Origin of the sequence: Rhizobium sp. 1399 (assembly GCF_031455475.1) — a bacterium.
Classification (GTDB): Bacteria; Pseudomonadota; Alphaproteobacteria; order Rhizobiales; family Rhizobiaceae; genus Rhizobium.
Genome location: NZ_JAVDSU010000003.1, coordinates 242,919 through 269,332, shown reverse-complemented (window position 1 = coordinate 269,332; position 26,414 = coordinate 242,919). Strand labels below are relative to the sequence as shown.

17 protein-coding genes and 1 pseudogene are annotated in these 26,414 nt (G+C 59.9%); 9 read left to right on the top strand and 9 right to left on the bottom strand.

All coding sequences use genetic code 11. From position 1 onward, the window contains the following. Nucleotides 1-72 precede the first annotated feature (72 nt). Both J2X71_RS12565 and J2X71_RS12560 read left to right on the top strand, forming a co-directional pair. Complete coding sequence (locus J2X71_RS12565) at nucleotides 73-2,787, top strand: ABC transporter transmembrane domain-containing protein (protein WP_310382418.1); 2,715 nt, start codon at nucleotides 73-75, stop codon at nucleotides 2,785-2,787. A 96-nt stretch (nucleotides 2,788-2,883) separates the two neighbouring features. Further along, nucleotides 2,884-3,351 (top strand): cyclic nucleotide-binding domain-containing protein, encoded by a 468-nt coding sequence (locus tag J2X71_RS12560; protein WP_025669918.1) that lies wholly within the window; start codon nucleotides 2,884-2,886, stop codon nucleotides 3,349-3,351. 71 nt (nucleotides 3,352-3,422) lie between these two features. Here J2X71_RS12560 and J2X71_RS12555 read toward each other — a convergent pair whose 3' ends face one another. Continuing rightward, nucleotides 3,423-4,754 carry an MFS transporter gene (locus J2X71_RS12555; RefSeq protein WP_310382417.1) on the bottom strand — a complete coding sequence of 444 codons (1,332 nt, stop codon included), beginning with the start codon at nucleotides 4,752-4,754 and terminating at the stop codon, nucleotides 3,423-3,425. Between the two features lie 375 nt (nucleotides 4,755-5,129). Here J2X71_RS12555 and cyoA point away from each other — a divergent pair. The 5 genes and pseudogenes from cyoA to J2X71_RS12530 all read left to right on the top strand — a co-directional run bounded on the left by cyoA (nucleotide 5,130) and on the right by J2X71_RS12530 (nucleotide 10,167). Continuing rightward, nucleotides 5,130-6,291, top strand: a pseudogene (gene cyoA, locus J2X71_RS12550) (ubiquinol oxidase subunit II). 42 nt (nucleotides 6,292-6,333) lie between these two features. Then, the gene (cyoB, locus tag J2X71_RS12545; protein ID WP_007822616.1) at nucleotides 6,334-8,337 is read left to right on the top strand and encodes a cytochrome o ubiquinol oxidase subunit I; all 2,004 of its coding nucleotides are present in this window, start codon (nucleotides 6,334-6,336) and stop codon (nucleotides 8,335-8,337) included. 6 nt (nucleotides 8,338-8,343) lie between these two features. Then, nucleotides 8,344-8,964: a cytochrome o ubiquinol oxidase subunit III gene (gene cyoC / locus J2X71_RS12540; RefSeq protein ID WP_007822614.1), complete on the top strand. Its 621-nt coding sequence runs from the start codon at nucleotides 8,344-8,346 to the stop codon at nucleotides 8,962-8,964. Beyond that, nucleotides 8,961-9,362 (top strand): cytochrome o ubiquinol oxidase subunit IV, encoded by a 402-nt coding sequence (gene cyoD, locus J2X71_RS12535; protein ID WP_113320590.1) that lies wholly within the window; start codon nucleotides 8,961-8,963, stop codon nucleotides 9,360-9,362. The genes cyoC and cyoD overlap by 4 nt, the downstream gene beginning before the upstream one ends. Nucleotides 9,363-9,408: 46 nt before the next feature. Continuing rightward, nucleotides 9,409-10,167 (top strand): SURF1 family protein, encoded by a 759-nt coding sequence (locus J2X71_RS12530; RefSeq protein WP_310382415.1) that lies wholly within the window; start codon nucleotides 9,409-9,411, stop codon nucleotides 10,165-10,167. Between the two features lie 8 nt (nucleotides 10,168-10,175). On the opposite strand, the gene J2X71_RS12525 is transcribed toward J2X71_RS12530, so the two are convergent. From J2X71_RS12525 to J2X71_RS12515, 3 genes are all read right to left on the bottom strand, one after another. Beyond that, nucleotides 10,176-12,101: a PAS domain S-box protein gene (locus tag J2X71_RS12525; RefSeq protein ID WP_310382414.1), complete on the bottom strand. Its 1,926-nt coding sequence runs from the start codon at nucleotides 12,099-12,101 to the stop codon at nucleotides 10,176-10,178. Between the two features lie 77 nt (nucleotides 12,102-12,178). Continuing rightward, the gene (locus J2X71_RS12520; protein ID WP_310382413.1) at nucleotides 12,179-13,585 is read right to left on the bottom strand and encodes an FAD/NAD(P)-binding protein; all 1,407 of its coding nucleotides are present in this window, start codon (nucleotides 13,583-13,585) and stop codon (nucleotides 12,179-12,181) included. A gap of 276 nt (nucleotides 13,586-13,861) precedes the next feature. Next, the gene (locus tag J2X71_RS12515; RefSeq protein ID WP_310382412.1) at nucleotides 13,862-14,731 is read right to left on the bottom strand and encodes an aldose 1-epimerase family protein; all 870 of its coding nucleotides are present in this window, start codon (nucleotides 14,729-14,731) and stop codon (nucleotides 13,862-13,864) included. A 312-nt stretch (nucleotides 14,732-15,043) separates the two neighbouring features. On the opposite strand from J2X71_RS12515, the gene J2X71_RS12510 reads away from it, so the two are divergent. Next, nucleotides 15,044-16,897, top strand: coding sequence for an ABC transporter ATP-binding protein (locus J2X71_RS12510; protein WP_310382411.1), 1,854 nt, complete (start codon nucleotides 15,044-15,046; stop codon nucleotides 16,895-16,897). Nucleotides 16,898-16,921: 24 nt separating this feature from the next. Then, nucleotides 16,922-18,817, top strand: coding sequence for an ABC transporter ATP-binding protein (locus tag J2X71_RS12505; protein ID WP_310382410.1), 1,896 nt, complete (start codon nucleotides 16,922-16,924; stop codon nucleotides 18,815-18,817). 307 nt (nucleotides 18,818-19,124) lie between these two features. Here J2X71_RS12505 and J2X71_RS12500 read toward each other — a convergent pair whose 3' ends face one another. The 5 genes from J2X71_RS12500 to J2X71_RS12480 form a co-directional block, all read right to left on the bottom strand. After that, nucleotides 19,125-21,086: an elongation factor G gene (locus tag J2X71_RS12500; RefSeq protein WP_310382409.1), complete on the bottom strand. Its 1,962-nt coding sequence runs from the start codon at nucleotides 21,084-21,086 to the stop codon at nucleotides 19,125-19,127. A gap of 617 nt (nucleotides 21,087-21,703) precedes the next feature. Beyond that, nucleotides 21,704-23,035 carry a sulfatase-like hydrolase/transferase gene (locus tag J2X71_RS12495; protein WP_310382408.1) on the bottom strand — a complete coding sequence of 444 codons (1,332 nt, stop codon included), beginning with the start codon at nucleotides 23,033-23,035 and terminating at the stop codon, nucleotides 21,704-21,706. A gap of 255 nt (nucleotides 23,036-23,290) precedes the next feature. After that, on the bottom strand, nucleotides 23,291-23,662 hold the full coding sequence (locus J2X71_RS12490) for a response regulator (RefSeq protein WP_310382407.1): 372 nt from the start codon (nucleotides 23,660-23,662) through the stop codon (nucleotides 23,291-23,293). Between the two features lie 101 nt (nucleotides 23,663-23,763). Further along, nucleotides 23,764-24,381 (bottom strand): response regulator transcription factor, encoded by a 618-nt coding sequence (locus J2X71_RS12485; protein ID WP_310382406.1) that lies wholly within the window; start codon nucleotides 24,379-24,381, stop codon nucleotides 23,764-23,766. After that, nucleotides 24,381-26,267 (bottom strand): HAMP domain-containing sensor histidine kinase, encoded by a 1,887-nt coding sequence (locus J2X71_RS12480; RefSeq protein ID WP_310382405.1) that lies wholly within the window; start codon nucleotides 26,265-26,267, stop codon nucleotides 24,381-24,383. Before J2X71_RS12480 ends, J2X71_RS12485 begins: the two co-directional genes overlap by 1 nt. Between the last annotated feature and the right edge of the window lie 147 nt (nucleotides 26,268-26,414).

Here is a 26,414-nt window from a genome sequence, read left to right as displayed (position 1 = left end):
GTACTCGGAGATTCCCCCTTTCCCAGCATCAGGATCGCTGTCCGGACTTTTCCCACAGTCTGACGGTTAGCCATGGAAAAAAGCCTCGCGCGCTACATCTGGAAGAACACGCGGCTGCAGCAGCTCTGGATTCTGCTGGTCGTCGCAGCTTCCATGGTGCCCTACTTCCTGTCCTTCGACCTGCCGAAGCAGATCGTCAACGGACCTATTCAGGGTGACGGCTTCGAAGGGCCGGGTGCGCGACAGACCTTCATGCACATCGCCTACGACATCCCGCTGATCGGTCATGTCGAATTCTTCAAGGGCCTGGAGCTCAACCGCTTCCAGATGCTGATGGCACTGAGCCTCGTCTTCCTGGCGCTGGTGGTGTTGAACGGCCTCTTCAAGTTCTATATCAATACGTATAAGGGTAGGCTCGGCGAACGCATGCTGCGCCGCATCCGCTTCGAGCTTATCGATCGCGTGCTGCGCTTCCCGCCCGCCCATTTCAAGCGGGTGAAATCGGCCGAAATCGCCACCATGATCAAGGACGAGGTGGAGCCGATGGGTGGCTTCACGGGCGACGCCTTCGTCTCGCCCGCCCTGCTCGGCGGTCAGGCGATCACCGCGCTTGCCTTCATCATCATCCAGAATTTCTGGCTCGGCATGATCGCTGCAGGCATCGTCGGCGTCCAGGCGATCGTCATTCCCCGCATGCGCAAGCGTCTCTTGGAACTCGGCCGTCAGCGGCAGCTGACCGCGCGTGAACTGTCGGGGCGCGTGGGGGAGATCGTTGACGGCATCGGCACGATCCACGGCAACGACACCTCCAACTTCGAGCGCGCCGATATCGCAACCCGCCTCGGCCGCATCTTCTCGATCCGCTACGATCTTTATCAGTGGAAGTTCCTGGTCAAGTTCATCAATAACTTCCTCGCCCAGGTCACGCCTTTCCTCTTCTACGCGATCGGCGGCTATCTGGCTCTGCAGGGCCGGCTCGACATCGGTCAGCTCGTCGCCGTCATTTCCGCCTACAAGGACCTGCCAGGCCCGCTGAAGGAACTGATCGACTGGGACCAGATGCGCCAGGACGTGCAGGTCAAATACGCGCAGGTCTACGAGCAGTTTAATGTCGAGCCGCTGATCGACAGCCGCATCCAGGAGCTTGCAACGGCGCCGGTCGCGCCGCTGACGAGTGCCTTCGTCGTCACAAACCTCTCTGTCAGCGACGACAGCGGCGCCCGCCTCGTCGACCACGTCTCGGTCGAGATCAAACCGAACGAGACGGTTGCGATCGTCGGGCCGAACGGCAGCGGTGCAGAAGCCTTCGCCGAAGCCCTCGGCCGTCTCGTATGGCCGGATTCCGGCCGCATCACCATCGACGGGCAGGACCTGCTGGATCTGCCGGAATCAATCACCGGCCGGCGCATTTCCTATGCGTCCGCCGAAAGCTATTTCTTCCACGGCACGCTCCGCGACAATCTGGTCTACGGCCTCAAGCATGCTCCGATGAAAGAGCCTGAATATGACGGCAAGGCTGCGCAGGAATATAAATGGCATGTGGCGGAATCGCAGAAGGCCGGCAACCCGACACTCGACCTCAACAGCGACTGGGTCGACTACAATGCTGCCGGCGCAAAAGGACCTGAAGACCTGCTGAAGGCGATCCGGCCGGTGCTCGACGCCGTCATGATGTCGCAGGACATTCTGGATCTGGCGCTGCGCTCCACCGTCAATACCGAGGTTCATACTGCCCTCGGCAGCCATATCGTCAAGCTTCGGACGTCGCTGCGCGAGCGGCTTGCCAGGGAAAACCTCGACGCCATCGTCGTGCCCTTCGATTTCGATGCTTACAACACGCAGGCGACCGTCGGCGAAAACCTGCTCTTCGGCACGATGAAGCGGCCGCTGATGAACAACCGCCGGCTTGCCGGCCATCCCTATTTCCAGCAGCTCTTCCGCGATACCGGGCTCAGCACAGATCTCTATGCGATGGGCCTGGAAATCGCCGAGAACGCGGTGGAACTCTTCCACGACCTGCCGCCGGATCACCCCTTCTTCCAGCAGCTCACCTTCATGACGGCGGACGACATTCCGACCTACCAGGCGCTGCTGCAGAAGCTGCAGGGCAGGCGCTTCGAGGATGCGACGCCGGAAGACCGGGCAAGCATCATCCGCCTGAGCTTCGCCTATATCGAACCGCGGCATCGCTTCGGTCTCTTGACCCAGGTGCTGATGGACAAGATCGTCAGTGCCCGCAAGCAGTTCCACCAGAACATCCCCGACGATCTCGCCGAGCTGATCGAGCGTTATGACGTCAGCCGCTTCACGGCCTCCGCGAGCCTGATGGACAATGTGCTCTTCGGCCGCATTGCCTATCAGCAGGCCGATGCCTCCGACCGCATCCGCCTCATCATGGGTGAACTGTTCGATACGCTCGATCTCTATGACGACGTATTGTCGATCGGGCTCGAATTTGATGTCGGGTCGGGCGGCAAGCGCCTGACGGGGGTGCAGCGGCAGAAGCTCAATCTCGCCCGCGCCCTGCTCAAGCGCTCCGACTACTTCATCTTCAACCGGCCGATCCCGGCGCTCGACCAGCGCATCCAGGACCAGATCACCCACAACATCATCGAAGGCCTGCACGAGGAAGGCAAGCGCCCGGCGATCATCTGGGTATTGTCCAACGCCAAGCTTGCGGAAATCTTCGATCGGATTCTGCTCTTCGATCGCGGCGATCTTGCCGAGGCGGGCAACTATCCGGAACTTTCCGAGAAAAACGGGATGTTCAAGGAACTGTTATCGTAATATTCTATTGGGGCGGCAGAGACGGCGCTCGCAAGGCGCTTGGAATTGGTTTTTAGCGCATGATCAAGGACCATGCGGCAGGGGGTTACAACGCTCATGCTGTTGAGAGATGAAGTCGAAATGCTGCGGCGGGTGCCGATCTTCTCGAGGATCGCACCGGCGAAACTCAAGCTCTTGGCGTTCACCTCCGACCGTATGACCTACAACGCCGGCCAGAACCTGTTCCGTCAGGGCGATGTTGGCGACGCCGCCTATGTCGTACTGTCAGGCACCGCCGATATCATCGTTTCCTCACCTGCCGGCGAAATCAAGGTCGCCGATGTTGAGGTCAATTCCATCGTGGGCGAAATTGCCATTCTCTGCGATGTCTCGCGTACCGCGACCGTGCGTGCCACCTCGCCGCTCGAAGTCCTGCGCATCAGCAAGGAACATTTCCTCAAGCTTCTGAGCGATTTCCCGGAAATGGCCGTGGAGATCATGCGCGTGCTCGCCGACCGTCTCAACCACACGACTGCCGAACTGACCGCCGCGCGCGCTGCCAAGCAGCCGCAGATGGCGCAGTAAAGCCCGAAATAGATCCCAAACAAAAAGGCCCGCCTAGTTTCCCAGGCGGGCCTTTTTGTTCTGCCTATGCGCTACTCACGCTGCTCCAGCGCCCTGCTGAAAGCAAGAGCCGCCAGCGTGCAGATTGCACCCGAGAGCAGGTAGTAGCCAACGAAGGGCAAGCCGAACTGGCTCGACAGACTGAGCGCCACCAGCGGTGCGAAGCCGGCGCCGATCAGCCAGGCAAGGTCGGAGGTGAAGGCCGCACCGGTGTAGCGGTAGCCGCGGCCGAAGCGCGACGAGATCGAGCCGGTCGCCTGGCCGAAAGAAAGGCCGAGCACGCCGAAGCCGATGATGACGAAAGCGTCATGACCGGTGTTGCCGGCGCCAATCAGGTACGGGCCGATGAAGCTGAAGATCGCAATCAGCACAGCGCAGATCGCAAGTTGCTTACGCCGGCCGATGCGGTCAGCGATCACACCCGAGGCAATGATGGCAACGAAGCCGACCACGGCGCCGATGACCTGCACCACCATGAAGGCGCCGATCCGCTGGTTGCCGTAAAGGCTCATCCAGCCGAGCGGGAAGATGGTGACGAGGTGGAACATGGCAAAGCTTGCAAGCGGCACGAAAGCGCCGATCAGGATATCGCGGCCATGGACGCGCAGCACCTCGAGGATTGGTGCTGCTTCAAGCTCATGCTGCTCCAAGAGCGTGCCGAAATCCTTGGTCATGACAAGCCGAAGACGGGCAAAGAGCGCGACGACGTTGATCGCGAAGGCGACGAAGAACGGATAACGCCAGCCCCATGAGAGGAAGTCTTCCGGGGAGAGGTTGGCGACGAAATAGCCGAACAGGATGCTCGCCAGCGCAAAGCCGATCGGTGCGCCGAGCTGCGGGATCATTGCATACCAGCCGCGATGATTCGGTGGCGCATTGAGGGCAAGCAGCGACGCAAGGCCATCCCACGCGCCGCCGAGGGCAAAGCCCTGCCCGAGCCGGAAGAGCGCCAATAGCGCAATCGACCAGTAGCCGATTTCATCGTAGCCCGGCAGGAAGGCGATCGATGCCGTCGAGCCGCCGAGCAGGAAAAGCGCAATAGTGAGCTTAGTGCCACGCCCGTACAAACGGTCGATCGTCATGAAGACAACGGAGCCCACGGGACGGGCGAGGAAGGCCAGCGAGAAAATCGCGAAAGAATAGAGCGTGGCCGTCAGCCGGTCCGGCGCGAAGGGAAAGACGAGCTGCGGAAAGACGAGAACGGATGCGAGGCCGTAAACGAAGAAATCAAAAAACTCCGACATGCGACCGATCACCACGCCGATCGCGATGCTGCCGGGCGAAACCGGCTTGTCACCATGAATGCGCCGCGCATCCCGCTCCAGCGATGAAGATGATGGTCCTAGATGTGTGGCAGTAGCCATATGAAACGCCTCCCTCGTTTAAGGTGCTTTTGCAAAGCACCTCAAGCTGATCTTGTTCCATATTTTCAGCTTATCAAGTCCTTGTTGCGCAAATAGTTGACGCCGAATTCTCAAAAATCGATGCGATGGAAAAATCGCGTGATACCTATCCCGACCTATTCCAGAGTTTTATTGGGCAAAGCCACGCTTTTCAGCTATACACGAGACGGCGCCGGAAAAATTTCCTTCTGACTTTTATCAGGATTTGTGGGCGCCGTGGAAGCTAACTTCTCCCGCGGTGCAAAATGCATGTTGCACTGCGACCAAAGACCTCATATCGCTCATCGTGCCAGTGCTTTAGTCGGCAATCGAACGAAACAAAAAGAGCTTAGAGACGTGCCAAAACTGCAGAAGTTTTCCCGCCTTCTATTAATCTTGCCGCTGTTTTTTTTGGCAGGATGCAACATGGTGGTCATGTCGCCTTCGGGCGATATCGCCACCCAACAGCGTGACCTCATCATCGTCTCCACGGTGCTGATGCTCTTGATCATCATTCCGGTGATCTTCCTCACACTGTTTTTCGCCTGGCGCTACCGGCGCTCCAATACGGCCGCGGACTACGCGCCCGAATGGCATCATTCCACACGCCTCGAAATCGTGATCTGGTCGGCGCCGCTCGCCATCATTATCGCGCTTGGCGCCGTCACCTGGATTTCCACGCACAAGCTCGATCCCTACCGCCCGCTCGATCGTATCGATGCGGACCGCGCCATTCCGGCAGATACCAAGTCGCTGACCGTCGAGGTCGTGGCGCTCGACTGGAAATGGCTATTCTTCTATCCCGACCTCGGCATTGCGACGGTCAATGAGCTTGCAGCTCCCGTCGACGTGCCGATCGACTTTAAGATCACCGCCTCCTCGGTGATGAACTCCTTCTTCATCCCCGCCCTTGCAGGCCAGGTCTATGCCATGCCCGGTATGCAGACGAGACTGCATGCCGTCATCAATAAGGAAGGCGAGTATGACGGCTTCTCCGCAAATTACAGCGGTGAAGGCTTCTCGCACATGCGCTTCAAGTTCCACGGCATGAACCAGCAGGGCTTCGATGCCTGGGTTGCGCAGGTCAAGCAGCGCGGCACGATGCTCAATCGCGACGCCTATCTGAAGCTCGAAAAGCCGAGCGAGAAGGAGCCGGTGCGCTACTACGCCGGCGCCGATGCCGATCTTTACGACGCGATCCTCAACATGTGCGCCACGCCCGGCAAGATGTGCGCGAGCGAGATGATGCACATCGACATGATGGGCGGCGGCGGCAAGGAAAGCGAAGAAAACCGCGAAAAGCTGACCTACGACAATCGCCATGCGGACGAAGGGATCGTCGCGCCTGCGGCGACAGTGCCTGCAACGGGCGCACCGGCACGCAGCGAGCCGGCCGAAAGCACCGATGGCAACAGCATGCAGAACATGCCCGGAATGGACATGCAGCATGAGGGTCATTCCATGCCCGGCATGAGCAATGGCGGCACTCCGGCGCCGGCTCAGCAACAATAACAGTTAACCTGGCGCTTTGCGTCGCAAGACATAATGAACGGGTTGTTCCATGTTTTCCAATCCTGACCTCCTGAAGTTCATCTTCGGCCGGTTGACCCTCGACGCGATCCCGTATCACGAACCGATCCTGGTCGTGACCTTCATCGGCGTCGTCATCGGCGCCATCGCGGTGCTGGGCATCATCACCTATTTCAAGTTCTGGGGTTCGCTCTGGAGCGACTGGATCTGCAGCGTCGATCACAAGAAGATCGGCATCATGTATGTGATCCTCGCCGTCATCATGCTGTTGCGCGGCTTCTCTGATGCCATCCTGATGCGCGTGCAGCAGGCGATCGCCTTCAACGGCAATGAAGGCCCACTGCCGCCGCACCATTACGACCAGATCTTCACCGCCCACGGCGTCATCATGATCTTCTTCGTGGCGATGCCCTTCGTCACCGGCCTCATGAATTTCGTGGTGCCGCTGCAGATCGGTGCCCGCGACGTTTCCTTCCCGTTCCTGAACAACTTCTCGTTCTGGATGACGACGGCAGGCGCGATCATCATCATGATCTCGCTTTTCATCGGTGAATTCGCTCAGACAGGCTGGCTCGCTTATCCGCCGCTGTCGGGTGCCGCCTACAGTCCTGGCGTCGGCGTCGACTATTACATCTGGGGCCTGCAGGTCGCCGGTGTCGGCACGACATTGTCAGGCATCAACCTGATCGCGACCATCGTGAAGATGCGTGCTCCGGGCATGACCTTCATGAAGATGCCGGTCTTCACCTGGACGGCGCTCTGCACCAACATCCTGATCGTCGCTTCCTTCCCGATCCTGACCGCAACGCTCGCTCTCCTGTCGCTCGACCGCTATGCCGGCACGAACTTCTTCACGAACGACCTCGGCGGCAATCCGATGATGTATGTCAACCTCATCTGGATCTGGGGCCACCCGGAAGTCTACATCCTGGTTCTGCCGGCCTTCGGTATCTTCTCGGAAGTGGTCGCAACCTTCTCCGGCAAGCGCCTCTTCGGCTACGCTTCGATGGTCTACGCCACCTGCGTGATCATGATCCTGTCCTACCTCGTCTGGCTGCACCACTTCTTCACGATGGGTTCGGGCGCTTCCGTCAACTCCTTCTTCGGCATCACCACGATGATCATCTCGATCCCGACGGGGGCGAAGATGTTCAACTGGCTCTTCACCATGTATCGCGGCCGTATCCGCTACGAAGTGCCGATGCTGTGGACAGTCGGCTTCATGGTGACCTTCGTCATCGGCGGTATGACCGGCGTCATGCTTGCCGTCCCGCCGGCCGACTTCGTGCTGCATAACTCGCTGTTCCTGATCGCCCACTTTCATAACGTGATCATCGGGGGTGTTCTCTTCGGCATGTTCGCCGGCGTGAACTACTGGTTCCCGAAGGCCTTCGGCTTCAAGCTCGATCCCTTCTGGGGCAAGATGAGCTTCTGGTTCTGGCAGATCGGCTTCTGGTTTGCCTTCATGCCGCTCTACGTGCTTGGTCTGATGGGCGTCACCCGCCGTATGAGCCAGTTCGAGGATCCGTCGCTGCAGATCTGGTTCATCATCGCCGCCTTCGGCGTCGGCCTGATCGCGCTTGGCATCGCGTCCTTCCTGATCCAGATCGTCGTCTCCTTCATGAGGCGCGAAGAGCTGCGCGATGACAGTGGCGATCCGTGGAACGGCCGCACGCTGGAATGGTCGACCTCTTCACCGCCGCCGGATTACAACTTCGCCTTCACGCCGGTCGTGCACGATCACGACAGCTGGTACGACATGAAGAATCGCGGCTACGAGCGTCCGCTCGGCGGTTTCAAGCCGATCCATATGCCGAAGAATACCGGCACCGGTGCGATTCTATCCGCCATCAGTATCGCGCTCGCCTTCGGCTTGATCTGGTACATGTGGTGGCTGGTGGTCGTCTCCGCCGTTGCCATGCTCGTCGTCGCGATTGGCCATACCTTCAACTACAACCGCGACTTCTACATCCCCGCGGATGAAGTCACCGAAACGGAAGGCAAGCGCACGCAGTTGCTTGCCGAACAGGTGTAAGAGACCATGAGCGATCATACTATCGACACGGCCGAAAAGCCTGAATTCTATCTGACGGAAGACCATCATCCGGAGAACAGCACCAATCTGGGCTTCTGGCTCTATCTGATGAGCGACAGCCTGATATTCTCGGTGCTGTTTGCCACCCATGCCGTGCTCGGCCGCAGCTATGCAGCCGGCCCGTCGCCGGCCGACCTCTTCGATCTGCCGCTGGTCGCCATCAACACCTCGATGCTGTTGCTCTCCTCCATCACCTATGGCTTCGCCATGCTGCAGATGGAGCGAAACGCAAAGGCCGAAACGCTGTTCTGGCTGGCCGTGACCGGCCTTTTCGGCGCGGCCTTCCTCGGCCTCGAGCTTTACGAGTTCGTGCACCTTATCCACGAGGGCGCCGGTCCGCAGCGCAGCGCCTTCCTGTCGTCTTTCTTCACGCTGGTCGGTACGCACGGTCTGCACGTCACCTTCGGCATCATCTGGCTGATCACGCTTATGGTGCAGGTCTCCATGCATGGCCTGCATGAAGCCAACCGCCGCCGTCTGATGTGCCTTTCCATGTTCTGGCACTTCCTCGACGTCGTCTGGATCGGCGTCTTTTCCTTCGTTTACCTGATGGGAGTTCTCGGATGAGTTCGCAAGCACCCGCACATGAGGATGCCCACGAGGCTCACCACGGCCACAGCCATGGGCACCAGGCCGGTCACGGAAGTTTCAAGAGTTACGTGACGGGCTTCATTCTCTCCGTCATCCTCACGGCCATCCCCTTCTGGCTGGTCATGGGAGAGGTCTTCGAAAATCATGTCGTGACCGCCATCTTCGTGATGGTGCTCGGCGCCGTGCAGATCGTCGTTCACATGATCTTCTTCCTGCACATGAACACGAAGTCGGAAGGCGGCTGGACGATCATGGCGCTGATCTTCACGATCATCATCGTCGCGATCGCTCTCTCGGGTTCGCTCTGGGTCATGTATCATCTGAATGCGAACATGATGCCGATGAGCCCTGAAATGATGAAGAATATGCCATAAAGGCAAAGGAACGGGCGGCGACAACGCCGCCCGCTGCGGTTTATCTATGAGCGATATCTCTTCCGACCAACAGGACAGGCCGCGTTCAGCCGTCACCCTTGCCATCTTGGGGCTCGGCCTTCTGGCCCTTATCGCCGCCTTGCTCGCGCTCGGCACCTGGCAAGTTTATCGACTCTCCTGGAAACTCGATCTCATCGCTCGTGTCGATGCCCGCGTCCACGCCGAGCCAGTCGCCCCGCCGACTCGCGGCGACTGGGGCAAGGTCAACGCCGCCGATGACGAATACCGGCGAGTGACGGCTACAGGCACTTTCGAAAACGACAAGGAAACGCTGGTCACGGCATCGACAGCACTCGGCGCCGGCTATTGGGTGCTGACGCCGCTCAGGCTCGCGGACGGCAGCGCGATATCAATCAATCGCGGCTTCGTACCGACCGACCGTCGCGACCCGGCCTCTCGACCGGAAAGCGAGATCGCCGGACCGGCTAATGTCACTGGGCTGATGCGCATGACCGAACCGAAGGGCATGCTGCTACGCTCCAACGATCCGGCTGCCGACCGCTGGTATTCGCGCGATGTCGCAGCCATTGCCGAGAAGCGTGACGTTGCGGGCGTTGCCCCCTTCTTCATTGACGCAGACGCGACACCCAATGCCGGCGGCTTGCCCGTCGGAGGGCTGACGGTCCTCGATTTCCCGAATAACCACCTTGTCTATGCAATCACCTGGTATGTGCTGGCGATCATGGTGGCGGGGCTGCTCATCTATATCGTGCGGAACGAAGCCAGGCTTCGCAGAATCTCTTAACGAGAGATCTATTGGGCAATGCGGCTGATCGCCTCGGCAAGCTGCGCCTGTGAGAAGGGTTTACCGAGGCGCGGTATATCGATAATGCCGGAACCCTCGGGAATCTCGGCAAAACCAGTTGCGAGGATGATCGGCATCTTCGGCCACTCTCTGCGGATTGCCAGCGCAAGTTGCGAGCCTGTCATGCGCGGCATGGCATGATCGGAGATAACGAGATCGACGTTTTCGTTGCGAAGAATATCGAGCGCGTCGGCGCCGGCCGTCGCCTCGATCACCGTGTGGCCGAGATCCTGCAGCAGCAGCGCGGTATTCATCAGGACCAGCCCGTCATCATCGACGGCAAGAATGCGCAGCGGCCGTGAGTTATTTGCGGCTTCGGGCACGGATTGTTCAGGCTCTTCAACAGTGTTTTCGGCTCCCGTGACAGGAAACCAGAGTTCAGCTGTCGTACCTTCACCGAGCCGACTTTTCAGCACGAGCCTGCCGCCGGACTGACCGGCGAGCCCCTGCACCATGGAAAGGCCGAGACCCGTTCCCTTGCCGACGCCCTTGGTCGTGAAGAACGGGGTCACCGCCTGTTTCAGCGTCTCTTCGTCCATGCCTTCGCCCTCATCGGCAACAGCGACGCGCACATAATGGCCGGCCGGCATGGTACCGCCGCCAGACACGACCTCTTCAGTGGCTTTGATCCTAATAAGCCCGCCGCCAGGCATGGCGTCGCGGGCATTGACGACGAGGTTGAGCACTGCCGTCTCAAGCTGTGCCGGGTCAGTAGCGATCGTCGGCAGGCTCTCGGGAAATTCGGTTTCAAGCGAGGAGACCGGCCCGAGGGATCGCGCGACCATGTCCATCATGCCACGCAGAAGCTCGGAAACATCGATCGTCTCCACCTGCAACTCCTGGCGGCGGGAAAAGGCGAGCATGCGCTGGGTCAGCGCCGCGCCGCGCTGGGCGCCGAGCATGGCATTGTCGACAAGCGGCGACAATGCAGGGTCCTGCGGCATGCGCTTCTTGAGGATTTCGAGGCTGCCCAGCACTGCCATCAGCAGATTGTTGAAGTCGTGCGCGATGCCGCCGGTCAATTGGCCGATCGCCTCCATCTTCTGCGCCTGGAAAAGTTCTTCGCGGGTCCGCTCCAGCGCACGCTGTGTCTCCATCTTCTCGGTAATGTCGCGGGTAATCTTCGCAAAGCCGATAATCTCGCCGAAATCGTCCTTGATCGCGTCGATCACGATACTGGCCCAGAAGCGGGAGCCGTCCTTGCGCTGGCGCCAGCCCTCCTTTTCGAACCGTCCGTCGCGGCTCGCGGTGGCCAGTGCCTGCTGAGGCAATCCGTTAAGGCGATCCTCATCCGTGTAGAAAGTGGAGAAGTGTCGGCCGATGATCTCTTCCGACCTATAACCCTTGATGCGTTCGGCACCGGAATTCCAGCTCGTCACGTTGCCTTCGGGGTCGAGCATGTAGATCGCATAATCGGAGACGCCCTGAACGAGAAGGCGAAACTGCTCTTCGCTGCGCTTCAATGCGTTCTCTGCCGCCTTGCGCTCCGTCAGGTCACGGGTGATTTTGGCAAAGCCGATCAGCTCGCCCGAGGAATGGCGGATCGGATCGATGATGACATGTGCCCAGAAGCGCGTACCATCCTTGCGCTGGCGCCAGCCCTCACCCTCGAAGCGTCCCTCTTTCGTGGCAATCGCCAGCGCGCGGGCTGGCAGGCCGGCTTGACGATCGGCATCGAGATAAAATCGGGAAAAATGTTGGCCGAGGATTTCGGAAGCGCGATACCCCTTGAAACGCTGGGCGCCGGAATTCCAGCTCGTCACATGACCTTCGGGGCTCAGCATATAGATCGCGTAGTCGGTGATTGCATCGACGAGCACCCGGAAACGTCCCTCGTCCCGAAGGGACGTATCATATCGATCCACCGCTTCCATCTGCCCCTCTAAACGATCTACCAGCGCACTATAACGCCGGCTCGGGCCGATGGTTCCCGCTGAAACGACGAATTCCCTCAGACGGCCTGGCTCTGCGGATAGAAGCGTTCCGCAATTCGTTCTGATGCCGAATAGGCCTGCGTGACGATCTCAGGCACGAGATCGATGTCCGGCAGGCTGCCGAGGCCGAGCGGGCCGACCGCAAAAAGCCCATCGATCGACGAGCCGTCGTCCAGAAACGTTTCGCCGCGGGCATTGACCGCCAGTCCAAGCGCAAGCTCATCAGGCACGGCGAGACGCGCCGCGAGCAAGCTCTGGATCAGAGGAGCAGAAAGATCGGGCGCATGGCAACGGCAATCGATGATGCGTTCGGTGTGGATGACCTCCTCGCTCGACGAACCGGCCGGCGTGAAGAACAGGCCGCTGAAACCTCGACGCCCGGCGCGGCCGCGCCTGAGCACCGTGCGGCCTTCGGCAAGCTCCCGCCTGAGACGCAGATGCATGGTCTCCGGCAGGCGGTTGCGGTGACTGTCATAGATCGCCCGCAGATGCCGGTTGAACTGACGCTTCTCGCGCGCCGGCAGCGATCGCCAGAGCGAACGGGCGTGCCTGCGAAGGCCGTTCATGACCGACTGCCAGCTTCGCCCCTCCTCTTCCGCCTCGCGGCAGGCCTGGCGGATGAAGCTGACAATGTCAGGCAGGCTTTGCGGTAGCGCCTCTGCCGGGAAGACCGGATCGGCGGAATTCGGCGTATGGCTCTGCGGCAGGAAACCGTGCCGTGAAATAATCGTTACCTGCCCGGTATAACCCGCGTCGCGAAGCTGCAGCAGCTGGTCCACGACGCGAATGCCGCTGCCGAGCAGCACTGTGTGCGGCCGGGCGACGAGGCGCTGCGTCCTGACGGGTGAAACCTCCTGCTCCTCGGTCTCGGGTCGAGGCAGGCCGTAGCCTGTCGCGAGGATCACGGTATCGAAGAGCGGATTGGACGGATTGGCGCTTTCAAGCAGGAAGCGGCTGCCATGGCTCCTGCGGATCGCCACGACCGGATCATGGCAGACCTGTACGGTGATGTCCCGGCGGGCGGCAAGCGCTTCCGAAAAGCGCTGGTAGACGTAGTCGCTGAAGATTTCCTTAGGCACGAAGATCTGCCGGAAGCCAGGGATTGCGGCTGGCACGGCGGCGCGGAATTCGGCGTTGCTGCAGAGCCAGTCGTTAAAATCGTCGGGATCGCCGAGCGAAACGGAGAGATCACGCACACGCGTATTGAGGATGGTTGAGGACCTTGCTGAGGCCAACGCCTGGCCGCCGCTGACCGTAGAGTTCGGATCGAAAAGCTGGAGGTGAAACGGCGTGCGCACGGTGCGCATCAGCGCCACCGCCATCATCATGCCGGAAAAACCGCGGCCGACGATCGCAATGCGCGGCACGGCGGAAATCTGCGCCGCCGCATTCGCCTTGCCGGAAAAAAGTCCCTGAACCGTCATCTCAACTCCCTTGCGGCTCATCCGCATGTGTCTCGATCAAGGTTTCAACGCACAACATCTGAAGCCCTGCGTTGGGCAGGTTCATGCGGCCACGGAAAACGTTCGCCGCTAAATCGGGCTCCGTTCGGAACCATTACAGGCCGGAGAAGACATTCTCAGCCCGCCCCATAGTCTATTAAACTAGTCGTGTATGAAAGCGCGAAAAGCCCAAGGTGGCAAGAAGTTTATTTTACCACCTGCCCAACACCCTGATCCAAAACGGAAAATGAGTCCGGCCTATTCGAGGATTTCGGCGCTGAAGGAAAAACGCGCCGTTTCGCCGGGAGCAAGCACCTTCGTATAGGGGCGCCCCTCCAGATCGTCCGGGCCGCCATTTTCGGCGGCCGTCCCGTGCCAGGGCTCGATGCAGAGGAAGGGAGCGCCAGGCTTGGTCCAGAGCGCCAGATTGGGCATGTTCTCAAAGCTGAAATGCATGGATGGGCCGCCTTCAGCCTTATAACGCAGGCTGGCGCCTGCGCCTTCCGGAAAGATCATCGCATCCTGCTCGAACATAGAATGGTCGAGCACCAGGCTGCCGGACTTGAAGGGCGAAGCAAGTTTCTTCGGCGAGATCAGCCCCCCTTCGAGCCGGACGAGCGCCGGCTCGACGCCGTTGTCCAGCGTGACCATGTGCGGCTTGTTCTCAGCACCCGGCAGCGGCCAGCGGAAAGCCGTATGAAAGCCAAGACCGAAAGGCATCGGCCTGATATCGCGGTTGGTGACTTCGGCAGCAACAGTCAGAGCACGACCTTCGACGCTATGGATGACGGCCAGCAGGAAATCGAAGGGATAGACGGCCTTGGTCGCCTCTGAAGCGGCAAGCTCGTAGCGGCAGCTCGCTTCGGACGAGGATGCCAGCACAAATTCACTGCGACGGGCAAAGCCGTGCTGGGCCATCGGCGCGCTGTGACCGCCAACCTTTAGAATGTCGTTCGGTGCCTTGCCAACCATCGGAAACAAGATCGGCGAACGGCCTGTCCAAAAGGCGGCATCGCCGTTCCACACCCAGGAGCGGCCGTCGCTGGATGTTAGCGCCTGCATTTCGGCGCCGAGCGAGGAAACGTCAACAGTGAGAAACTGATTTGCGATCCGGACCGTGGATGACATCGAACGCCCTCTTCGTGCTGATTGGCGAGCGGACCATACATGCGCGCCACACAGATTTCCACTGGCGATGCGCCGCTCCGAGACTTTCGTTTTCTGGCAGAAAAATGCGCCTGCTGCGTGCAGTCGGCAGGCCATAACGGCAGCGTTACCGTCCAATGCGAGGAAGGCTCACGTAAAAATAACCGACTGGTGAATTCTTTACTTGAACCCCCTGTCGGAATCGGCAAATGTGGGCGTGCTATCAATCCCTTCATGGATTTGCCTTCTTTCCGGACCACTTGGTCCGAGCACACATCTATTGGACAAAATACCGTGAGCAGCGATGCGTCTATACGCGCGACGAAGCCTTCGGCTTCGATGGCGCTTGCAACCGCGGCAGGGTGGGGCAAGGGCCTCTACACACTGTTCCGCATCACCGTCATGGCCTTCCGCCATCCCTGGCAAGCCGGCCTCGCCATCGGCGCTACCCTGATCGCCTCCACCTTCCAGCTTCTGATCCCCCGCCTGCTCGGCCAGGCGGTCGACCATACGCAGGTGGCGCTTCACGGCGGCACGCTCGGCCAGCAGGCGCAGGACGCGCTGTTGACAACGGCGTTGCTTCTGCTTGGCGCCAGTGTGCTGCGCGGCATCTTCACGATGGTCCAGAACTATTACAGCGAATCCGTCGGCCACCACATGGGCTACGAACTGCGCCTCGCCTGCTACGAAAAGATCCAGCGTCTCTCCTTCTCCTTTCACGATAGCGTGCATTCGGGCGACCTCATCACCATCGGCCTTCTCGATCTGGAAGGCGTGCGCATGTATTTCTCGACTGCGCTCGTGCGCGTCTTCCTGCTGACCATGCTGATCGGCATCGGCGCCTATATGCTACTCTCGACCGACGTCCTGCTCGGCCTGCTGGCGCTCTCCTTCGTGCCCTTCGTCGGCTGGCGCTCTTCTGTGACCCAGCTTCGCCTGCGCGCCACCTGGCTCGACCTGCAGCAGCGGTTGTCGGTGCTGACGCGCATCATGGAAGAGAACCTCGGCGGCATCCGCGTCGTGCGTGCTTTCGCAGCCCAGGACCACGAACTGTCGAAGTTCGAAGAAGCCTCGAAGAATGCGCTGGAACTTGCCCACCAGCGTGTTGGCATCCGCGTCATCAATACCAGCGCCATGACCTTTTCCTTCTTTGTGGCCATGGGGCTGGTGCTTTGGGTTGGCGGCGGCAAGGTGCACTCCGGCGAGATCACCGTTGGTACGCTGGCCTCGTTCCTTACTTTCATGACCATCCTGCAGATGCCGGTGCGGCAACTCGGCCTGATGGTCAACGCCTTCGCCCGTGCTTCGACCTGCGGCACACGCCTTTTTGACCTTCTGGATCTCGAAATCGCCGTTCGCGACGCGCCGGATGCGAAGGAGTTGAAGGTAACAGACGGCACGCTGCGCTTCGAGAATGTCAGCTTCGCCTATCCGAGCTCGCCGATGCACGAGGTTCTGCATGACGTGAGCTTCGAGGCGAAGCGCGGCGAAACGATCGGCATCGTGGGGCCGCCCGGCAGCGGCAAGTCGACGCTCGCGCACCTGATCCCTCGCTTCTATGACGCGACCGGCGGCAAGATCACCATCGACGGCCAGGATATCCGCAAGGCGACACTGCAGTCGCTGCGCCGCTCCGTCGCCGTCGTGCAGCAGGATTCCTTCCTCTTCACGACGACGATCGAGAACAACATCGCCTATGGCGATCCCTGGGCCAAGGAAGGCCGCATCGAGCGCGCCAGCGAAAGCGCGCAGCTCCACAACTACGTGCTCGGTCTGCCGACCGGCTACGGCACGGTCGTCGGCGAACGCGGCGTATCGCTCTCCGGCGGCCAGCGCCAGAGGCTTTCGATTGCCCGCGCGCTGATGCTCAAACCCGCCGTGATGGTGTTCGACGATTCGACCGCAGCAATCGACGCGGCGACCGAACAGCGCATCCGCAGTGCCATGCGCCGCTATGCCGCTGACCGCGTGACGATCATCGTCGCCCATCGCCTGAGCTCGCTGATGCATGCCGACAAGATCTTTTTCATCGAGGACGGCCGCATCGTCGAGCAGGGCACGCATGACGAGCTCCTGACGCTCGGTGGACGATACAAGGCACTTTACGATTTGCAGGTGCGACCGGGCGACGACGCTTTGAGCGCGTAAGAAACCGGCGCAGGAGGAAACAGCATGGCCGAGGAACTGGAAACCGAACGTCCGGACGTTCGCGAGGATGGCAGACGCCCGCCAAGGGCGGTCGTCGGATCGCAGCGCGTCGAAGAGGAAATCTTCGGCAAAGTCTTCGATACCAACATCGTCAAGCGCATCTGGGCCTTCGTGCATCCCTACCGGCGCGATGTCATTCTGTCGGTGATTTCGGTGTTGGTCTTCACCGGCATGCAGCTTCTCATTCCGCTGATCATCCGCTATGCCATCGACCATGGCATGCAGCCGGACGACAGCGGTTCCGCCCTGACCTTGGCGATCGTCGCCTTCCTGATCGCCATCCTCATCAATTACGGCGCCAGCTATTGGCAGGAAACGCTGGTTGGTGGCGTCGCGGAAAACGTGCTCTTCGATATCCGCAAGGCGATGTTCTCCCATCTCCAGCGCGTATCGCTCTCCTTCATGGACAAGACTGAAGTCGGCCGGTTGATGTCGCGCTTGCAGGGCGACGTCAACTCGATGCAGGAATTCCTGGAAACCTGCGTACTCTCGGTCGGCGATATCTTCCTGCTCTTCGGCATCGTCTTCGTAATGCTCTATCTCGACTTCAAGCTCGGCTTGCTGACGCTGTCCGTACTTCCGGTACTCTTCGTCGTGCGCCTGTTCTGGCTGCCGCTCGCCCGCAAGTCCTTCATGGCGGCGCATGAGACGAACTCAGTGGCGAATGGGGCGCTGGCCGAAGCGATCCATGGCGTCCGCGCCGTCCAGAGCATGGACCGGCAGGAGGTCAACTTCACGCTTTACGATGACAAGGCGCATGCCAACCTGCTGACGCATCTAACGGCAGCCCGTTACGCCCAGATCATGGTGCCGATCGTCGACACGCTGACAGGCATCGCCATGGCGCTCGTCATCGTCGTCGGCGGTGCGCGCGTGTTGAACCAGGCGCTCGACGTCGGTGTGCTCGTCGCCTTCCTCTTCTACATCCAGCGCTTCTTCGACCCTATTCGCTCGCTGACGCTCCAATATTCGGTCATGCAGCGCGCCATGGCATCGGGCCAACGGTTGACCGACGTGCTCGATGTGCCGGTCGAAATCAAAGATGCTCCGGATGCCAAGGTGCTTTCACCCGACATGGACGGCTCTGTCGAATTCCGCGATGTCGTCTTCGGCTACAATCCCAAGCATCCGGTGCTCAAGCATGTGAGCTTCAGGGTCAATCCCGGCGAGACGGTCGCTCTTGTCGGCCCAACCGGTTCGGGCAAGTCGAGCTGCATGTCGCTGATCCACCGCTTCTATGAGGTGCAACAGGGACAGGTCGTGGTCGGCGGCCATGACGTGCGCGAGCTGACGCAGGATTCTCTCGGCCAGCAGATCGCCATGGTGCTGCAGGAGCCCTTCCTCTTCACGGGCACAGTTTTCGAAAACATCCGTTATCACAAGACGGAAGCCACCCGTGAGCAGGTGATCGAGGCTGCCAAGGCCGTCGGTGCGCACGACTTCATCATGCGCCTGCCCTTGGGCTATGACAGCATGCTCGGCGAGCGCGGCGGCAATCTTTCGCTCGGCCAGCGCCAGCTTCTCTCCTTTGCCCGCGCGCTAGTGGCAGACGCCAAGATCCTCGTGCTCGACGAGGCGACAGCCAATATCGACAGCTATACGGAGATGCTGATCCAGAGGGCATTGGTAAAGCTGCTCGAAAACCGCACCGGCCTCGTCATCGCCCACCGCCTGGCAACGATCCGCGAAGCCGATCGCATCATCGTGCTGCAGAATGGCGAAATCGTCGAAAGCGGCAATCACCAGCAGCTTATGAAAAACGGCAAGCTTTATTCAAAGCTCTATAACCTCAACTACGCTTCCTTCGACGATATTCCCGAGGATGTGCTGGAAGAGACGGTGACGGAATCGGCGACCTGATTATATCACGCGTCAAGCGACATGACACAGCGTCACCAAACATGACATTTTCCGACCCTGCCCGGTAACAGCTCGCACTCACCGGCTTTTGCTGAAGAGTTCGTCCCGCTTCCCACCAACGGACCCCATCGTGTTGCCCTGCTCGGGTCTATCGGCGGCGAAGTTTCGGTGAGCGCCGCGAATGCAACGATTTCAAGAGGATACCTCGACACTTAATTCGAGACGCGGCAAAAACGGCGCATTCTCACGGGTAACTGCCAAACGACATGAGCCATTCTGCGAACGAGCATGAAGTGGCGCGAACGTTTCAGTGTGCGACGCCTGGTTCCTCATGTGCCCTCACGATGGCGTCCGCTTCCTTGCCGTATAGCTCCTCGAAGTGATCGAAGGTCTTGGAAAAATAACCAATGCCCTGCGTCGCCGAGCGCAGCGCCCGCGCCAGATCGTCAAGTGCGCCGCCCGGAATGAGCGCCCGGAAGATGTCCCATCCCTTAGCGGTTTCATCCCGGTCGAAGCCGAGAACCTGACCCTTGAGAGCGGAGACGATCTGGACGAGGCTGCCGGAATAGATCGACGGAATGTGAATTTCGCTGCGGAAGACCGGTTGCATTAAAACGGCCGCCCCTTCGGAAAGCGCCTGTCGCACTCCCATTTTCGACGCAGTCCGGAAGGCGTGTTCCGAACTGTCGACGGCATGGTGCTGACCATCGTACAGCGTTACGCCGACATCGATGACCTGGAAGCCTAGTGGCCCTTTCTCCATCGCTTCGCGCGCGCCCGCTTCGACGGCAGGGATGTAGTTGCGCGGAACGACGCCACCCTTGACCGTTTCGCTAAAGGTGAAGCCCCGGCCGCGCTCATTTGGCCGAATACTCAGCTTCACATCCGCGAACTGTCCGGCACCGCCGGTCTGTTTGCGGTGACGGTAATGAACCTCAGATGGTTTCGCAATTGTCTCGCGGTAGATCGGGCTGGGCGTTCGATCGGTTACGCCGATGTGAAAGACATCGGACAGCGTCCGGCAGAGATCACGCAGATGCACCGGCCCTTGGGCGCGGACGAGTTGAGCGCCCGTGCCTTCCTCCTGCAAGACTTTGAGACCGCGATCCGTCTCGGAAAGTTTTGCCAGCGTTTCGGAGAGCTTATTTTCATCGCGATCGCTGACCGGAACTAGGATCCTTTCAAGCATCGGCGTGGGTGGTTCCGTCCACTCAGGCGGGGCGACCACCGCGTTTGATGTCAACAGCGAAGGGACGGGCAAGTGGTCGGACTTGACCGTCGCAAACACATCCCCCGGCGCAGCCACAACCGCCGAATTGGACCGCCCGTTTGCGAGATCCTGTACTGCGCCGAGGCTGGAGCCGCCCAGTGATGCGCCCTGCCGCAGTCCCTCGCCAAGCGCGCGCACGAGCACTGTCTTACCGACATTCTGGCGATGATAGGCATGGAAGCTCACGGCGGTCAGCTTGTTTTCATCGACATTGCCTGCACGAGCGAGACGCTGCCGAAGAACCCCTACCGGCGGCGCCTCGTGGCGCAGCACCTTCATCAGCCTCATCATGCCGTTGCCGTGACTTGCGGCACCGATCAGGACTGGAATAATCCTGTTTTCCCTGAGAACCCGCGATGAGATGGCATAGAGCGCGTCGCTGGGCGGCTCGCGATCTTCGATCAATTCCTCGAGAAGCCAGTCATCGAATTCGGACAGGTGTTCCAGGAGCTCGCTGCGCGCTTCGTGCTCGCGCTCGGCGGCGCTTTCGGGGATTGCGATCAGCGCCGAAGTCTGGCTTTCCCGGTAGCGCCACGCCCGTTCCGAAATCAGATCGCAACTGCCTATGATCCTGTCCCCCTCGCGGATCGGGATCTGGCGAAGCAAAAGCGTGTGGTTGGCGTAGTCTTGAAGCGCGGCGATCACGTCCCTCAGCCGCCCTCTCGGTTCGTCCATCCGGTTGACGAAGAGGATGCAAGGCGTCCCCGAGGCTTCGACTATCCGCAGATAGGGCGCGGCGAGCACAGCTTCCTCGGGTGCCGATGAAACGCACAGGATGCAGGCGTCGCTGGCAAGAAGCGCGTGTTGTGCATGCGCCAACGCTTCGTTGGGTCCTGGCGCATCCAGCGCACACCACGCCTCGTTTCCAAAGGTGAATTTTGTGAGGTTCAATCCATAAGGGGAGCTGGATTTTCTCGGCGCCCCCTCCAGGGAGCCGAGCTTTTCCACGACTGTTGATTTTCCGGTCTGCGAGGGTCCAAGCACGGTAAAGCAGCGCATCGGCATTCCTCCAAGTGCCATAAACACAATTTTCAGCCATCACAGGATGCCCTGAACCGCTGCAAGGCGCCAGAGGTGTTCGGTTTCACAACGCTTTGACCTGGACTTGCATTTGAGGCTGTTCCATTCAGTGGCTGATGTCGTTTTGCATTTAATGCATGAGATTCTGTCTGCAACGACTTCAAGAGGATACCTCGACACTTAATTCGAGACGCGGCAGTTAGCGTGAGAATGCCGTTTTTGGCACATTACTTGAGAATCGCAGTGATTAGTGTGTCGGCTGTCGGAGGCTATCTCTTCGAGAAATTGCCTCCATTTCAAAACGTTGCTGATGCATTAGAAGCGGTTAGTGGCCGATAATCGCGCCCGCGAATCTCAGATTAAATGCCATTGGTAGCGTGAAACGGCGCATTCTCACGGTTAACTGCCAAACGACATTCTGCTTCGTGAGTACGAAAGTGAAAAACGGCAAGGTCGAAGGCCTGCATTTTCTGCGCATTGGGCATGATGCAGCTTTGGGCAAAATGGCTTCAAGACGAACGATGACGGGCAGGTCTCACCGCCGCAGAGAATTTGGCTTTCGCCCAGTCGTTTATCATGCCCAGAGCAGCACAGGATCAGAACCTCGTCATGTTTGCCGCAGGCGGATTGGGAGATCGTTGGAGGGTCATCTTGTATCCCTCCACTGCCTTCAATATCGGTCCGAGAACCCAGTCGTACATCGCGCCGATATTGTGCTCCTCCTGCGGGTCGGCCTCGATGTTGAACACCTGGGGATAACCGTTCATGGGTGCAGCGCTCGCGCCCACGCCGCCCATCAGAGTTGCGCCGCCCGCACCGCTGCGGCCCGGCGCTACGTCGGCAAAATAGGCCCGGAACTGTTTCCAGCGGACTGCGACTAGTTCCGATCCGACGAAGGTCAGCAAATGCTGGCGCGCTCCGCCGTCATCTTCGCCGAGCAGGAGCTTGCCCTGGTCGACGCCGTCGATCGGCCGGTCGTCCGGAACTTTGCCGCCTGCAATGCGGGCGAAGGTCGGGAAGAAGTCCATGATCGAGAACATCGCATATGAGGTTCGCGGCTTGATCCTTCCCGGCCAGCGGATCATGGCGGCGGTGCGGATGGCGCCTTCGCTTACTTCGCCAAGCGCGCCGCGGTAAGGTCCCGAGGCTCCCATGTCTGGCATGTCGGCGCCGAACCTGATCACGCCCGGACCGTCCGGCCCATTGTCGGAGGCGAAGACGACGATGGTGTCTTCCTCTGCACCAAGCTCCTTCAACGCGTCCAGCATCGTGCCGACAATGGCATCGCCCTCCACCAGGGAGTCGCCGAACTGGCCGATCCGGGACGCGCCTTCGAACCGCTTCGAGGGCAGGTTCGGATAGTGGGTTCGGGAAATCGGCAAGTACAGGAAGAACGGCTTGCCTGCCGCCTTCTGACGTCTCATGAAGTCGACACCGTGATCCACCAGCTCCCAGTCGATCTCGCGACGCACTTCCTCGGTATATGGTTTCACGGATTTGAGTGGCTCGCCTCGGTTCGCCTCGACAATTTGCGGACCCTTGTCGAGAGGGATATCGAGCGTGTTTGTCTGCTTGCCCTGGCGGATCATTCCAAACGCGTCCCAGGTGTCGCCGGGCGGAATTCCGTAGTATTCATCGAAACCCTGGTTTTGCGGTTGACTGTAGGTTTGCGCGCCGAGGTGCCACTTGCCGAAGATAGCAGTAGCGTAGCCGGCGTCGTGCAGCATCTCCGCCATGGTGATCTCGTTCTCAGGCAGTGAGAATTGAGTGCCGGGAACCGCAACCAGTGACAGTCCGGAACGGATGGAATACCGCCCTGTCATCAAGGCGGCGCGCGAGGGCGTGCAGGAAGGCTCGACCAGAAACTGCGTCAACCGCAGTCCCTCGGAGGCGAGCTGGTCGATGCGCGGCGTCGGCGACCCGCGCAACTCCCCCCTCCGTAAACTCCGATGTCGCCGTAGCCGATATTGTCGCCGAGAATGAACAGGATGTTGGGCTTCGCTTGCTGCGCAGATGCCGTTCCGACAAGAATCGGATGCACACTAAGGCATGATGCCATTGCCAGCGCTTCGGCCATCGGCCGCCAGTGTCTGAGCCATTCCATGTTCAGCCTCCCTGCCAGGGGTGAATAACTGGTCCGCCTTTTGACCTGCCGTCGTGGCGGTCTCTCCTCGATCAAGAACTCATAATCCGAGCGCCTTCTTGATTGCGTCGATGAGTACGGATCCCGCGAAGGGCTTCCGCAAATATGCGATACATCCAGCCTGCTCCGCCTCGGTCTGCAGGCGCATGTCTTCCAGGGCGGTGATGAAGATGATCGGCAGCTTCGCTCCAGCCCCTTTCAGCCTGCGCTGCAGTTCGATGCCGGACATGCCTCCGAGGTCGATGTCCAGCACGAGACAGTCGATCGGCGTCTTCGGATCGCGGACGAGAAAAGCTTCCGCCGATGCATATTCGATAGCCGCAAATCCGTAGGCATTGAGGAGCCGCCCGACGCTTCGACGTAGACTCGCATCATCGTCGACGACAGCGACAGTGCGGCGCAGCTTTCCCACCTCATGCCCTCATGCGTGACAGTGCGCGAGATACGCAATTGTCTGTCATTGTAGGCGTGTCGGCGGTTGCTTGATATTGCCCTAAGGGGAAGATTGTCCGATCACCCCGGGGTCGCAGTACGACCGATGTCGGCGGCGATCGATACGACCTCCGCCAGCGAGCGTGCTCCGAGCTTCTCCATGACCTGATGGCGATGCACCTTCACCGTTCGCTCCGATATGCCAAGGGTATACGCAATCTGCTTGTTGAGATGGCCACGGATGATCAGCCCAAAGACTTCGGCTTCGCGCGCGCTCAAGCACGCAACCAAAGCTCTCAGTTTCTGCAGATGCTCGTGCTCGGCACGGCGCTTTTCATATTGTGTCAACGCACGTCCGATCGTTTCGATCAGGACCGACACCGAGCTAGGCTTTTCCAGAAAGTCCTGAGCCCCCGCCTTCATCGCGTCGACGCTGGCCTTTATGTCTCCTTCGCCCGTGAGGAATATGATTGGCAAAAGTGGCGCCTGCTCACACAGTTGGCGCTGTATTTGCAGGCCAGACTGCCCGGGCATCTGCAGGTCAAGGAGAACGCAGCCCGGCTCGCAGCCTGGAAGATGGGCGAGAAACTGATCTCCGGATTCATACGCTTCGACCGTTAGACCATAGGCGGAGAGCAGGCGTGCAGTCGCCGTTCGATAGGATTCGTCGTCATCGACGATATGGACGACCGGTTTCATCAGCCTCGTTCCACTCGTCGAGAAAGAGGCAGGACCACGCGGAAGATGGCCCCGCCTTCAGGCCGGTTGTTAGCAGAGATTGTGCCGCCATAGGTCTCGACAATGGCGCGCGCTATGGAAAGACCCAGCCCCGTGCCCGCCTGCTTAGTCGTGTAGAACGGCTCGAAGATGCTGGACAACCTGTCTTCGGGAATGCCGTTGCCTGTGTCCGCGACACAAAGCTCCGCCTTCTCGTGCGCCACTCCTGTCGCAAAGGTGAGCATTCTTTTGGCTGGAGCGTCCGACATGGCGTCCATCGCATTGGTGGCCAGATTGAGAACGACCTGCTGCACATGGACCTTGTCCGCCCGCACCGGCAGCTCCGTCGTCGGTCGATTTGTATTGAGCGTGATCCCCCTGCGTTCGGCCTCGCCATGAATGATATGGATTGCACTCGAAGCCACGTCGTTCAGGTCGAACTCCTGCCAATCGATCTCGCTTCTCTTCTTGAGCAATCCTCTCATCCGGCCAATGATGTCGCCCGCACGCTGATCGTCCTCCTGGATGTCGAGAAGTATCTGCTGGATCAACTCCAGATCGGGGCTGCCACTTCGCAGCAGCACCGACGCAGCCTCGGCATTGTTTCGGATGGCCGCCAGAGGCTGGTTCAGTTCGTGGGCGACCGACGAGGACAAGGCGCCGGCCGTTGCGGACTGGTTGAGATGGACAGCTTCGAGCAGGTGAAGGCGTGACCTGCTCTCCGCATCGTGGCGACGGCGTCGCTCGAGCAGCAGCGCGGCGATGATGCCCGCCTGCATCAAAACGACGGCAAGCGCCCCCGTCGCCACCAGCCAGTGCTCCTCCCAAAGACTTGGCTCCTTATGCATCTGGACGGTGCCCGCAGGCAGGTTCCCCTCCGAAAGCCTCCAACGCCGGAGCTGCCGGGCATCGACAACGTATGTCTGCGGCGCTTGAATATCCGAGACCACCCGCCCGGCCATGAGATCGAGGACAAGATTTCCGACGGTGACGCCCAAAGTGTCGAATGTGACGGTATTGCCGCCGACGACGCCGTAGCCGATGTAGGTCTGATAGGGGGCATAGACTGGAGCGCTGGCCGTTGTTGCTATTTGCCTGATCGCCTCACGCGGGATGAAATTCCGCCCTGCCCGATCTTTAAACACCGTCAGCGCCAGGATGATGCTGTCGGGGGGGACATGGGCTGCACGATCGATGAATTCATCGATCGTCAAATCTTCGAGGTATGTCGTTTCGTACGACTTGGAGAACTCGTCGAGATCGGCGCGCGCCGTCGCCAGCCATCCTCGGTCGAACTCCGACGATCCGCCGATGATGTAGAGATGACGGGCACTGGGCTGCAGGCTGCGGGCCATTTCAGCCGTCTTCAGAATGTCGAATGTCGTGAACGCCCCGATCACGTCATCGGGTAGATCGATGTTCTCCGCAGTGGAGTTGCCGAAGCCTGCCGCCACTATCTTCGCATCGGGAGCGATCGTTTCGCGGTTGGTCGATATAAAGCTGGCAGACTCCTTGCCGAGCGCGACAACCACATCCGGGCGGTAATTGGCGTACTTCTCCGCAAGGTATCGCGCCATGCGCGCGACGTGATCGGATTCCGGGAATCTCGACAGATCGAGGAACTCCGAAAACAGGTCGATCCTGCTGTCTGTGGCTTGCAGCAAGCGGCTTCGCAACGCCTCTCCGGCAACGGTCGTCGCCACGAGCCTCTCGTCGTATGGGTAGAGAATGAGAACCCGCGGAACCCGATCAGCGGTTGCGTACGCCATGTCCGAGGCGATGGCGCAGCAGTTCGAAGCAGTCAGCCAGACCGCCGCCAGCAAGAGGCCAGCGCACCGCAATCGACCTGCCCCCTCGCCCAAGGCCATTGATCCACCCCCCAAGCAGAGCGACGATAACATCTTGTTGGTGTGGTGTCATCCGCCGCAAGCACCACTATTGATTGCCATCGGCTTTCATCGATTCCCCAAAGGGCAATATCGCCGAAGCAAGGCATTCGGTAGAGTTGGAAAGCG

Coding starts and splice junctions, on each gene's coding strand:
- J2X71_RS12565 (WP_310382418.1), top strand. CDS start 73: ATGGAAAAAAGCCTCGCGCGCTACATCTGGAAGAACACGCGGCTGCAG.
- J2X71_RS12560 (WP_025669918.1), top strand. CDS start 2,884: ATGCTGTTGAGAGATGAAGTCGAAATGCTGCGGCGGGTGCCGATCTTC.
- J2X71_RS12555 (WP_310382417.1), bottom strand. CDS start 4,754: ATGGCTACTGCCACACATCTAGGACCATCATCTTCATCGCTGGAGCGG.
- cyoB (WP_007822616.1), top strand. CDS start 6,334: ATGTTTTCCAATCCTGACCTCCTGAAGTTCATCTTCGGCCGGTTGACC.
- cyoC (WP_007822614.1), top strand. CDS start 8,344: ATGAGCGATCATACTATCGACACGGCCGAAAAGCCTGAATTCTATCTG.
- cyoD (WP_113320590.1), top strand. CDS start 8,961: ATGAGTTCGCAAGCACCCGCACATGAGGATGCCCACGAGGCTCACCAC.
- J2X71_RS12530 (WP_310382415.1), top strand. CDS start 9,409: ATGAGCGATATCTCTTCCGACCAACAGGACAGGCCGCGTTCAGCCGTC.
- J2X71_RS12525 (WP_310382414.1), bottom strand. CDS start 12,101: ATGGAAGCGGTGGATCGATATGATACGTCCCTTCGGGACGAGGGACGT.
- J2X71_RS12520 (WP_310382413.1), bottom strand. CDS start 13,585: ATGACGGTTCAGGGACTTTTTTCCGGCAAGGCGAATGCGGCGGCGCAG.
- J2X71_RS12515 (WP_310382412.1), bottom strand. CDS start 14,731: ATGTCATCCACGGTCCGGATCGCAAATCAGTTTCTCACTGTTGACGTT.
- J2X71_RS12505 (WP_310382410.1), top strand. CDS start 16,922: ATGGCCGAGGAACTGGAAACCGAACGTCCGGACGTTCGCGAGGATGGC.
- J2X71_RS12500 (WP_310382409.1), bottom strand. CDS start 21,086: ATGCGCTGCTTTACCGTGCTTGGACCCTCGCAGACCGGAAAATCAACA.
- J2X71_RS12485 (WP_310382406.1), bottom strand. CDS start 24,381: ATGAAACCGGTCGTCCATATCGTCGATGACGACGAATCCTATCGAACG.
- J2X71_RS12480 (WP_310382405.1), bottom strand. CDS start 26,267: ATGGCCTTGGGCGAGGGGGCAGGTCGATTGCGGTGCGCTGGCCTCTTG.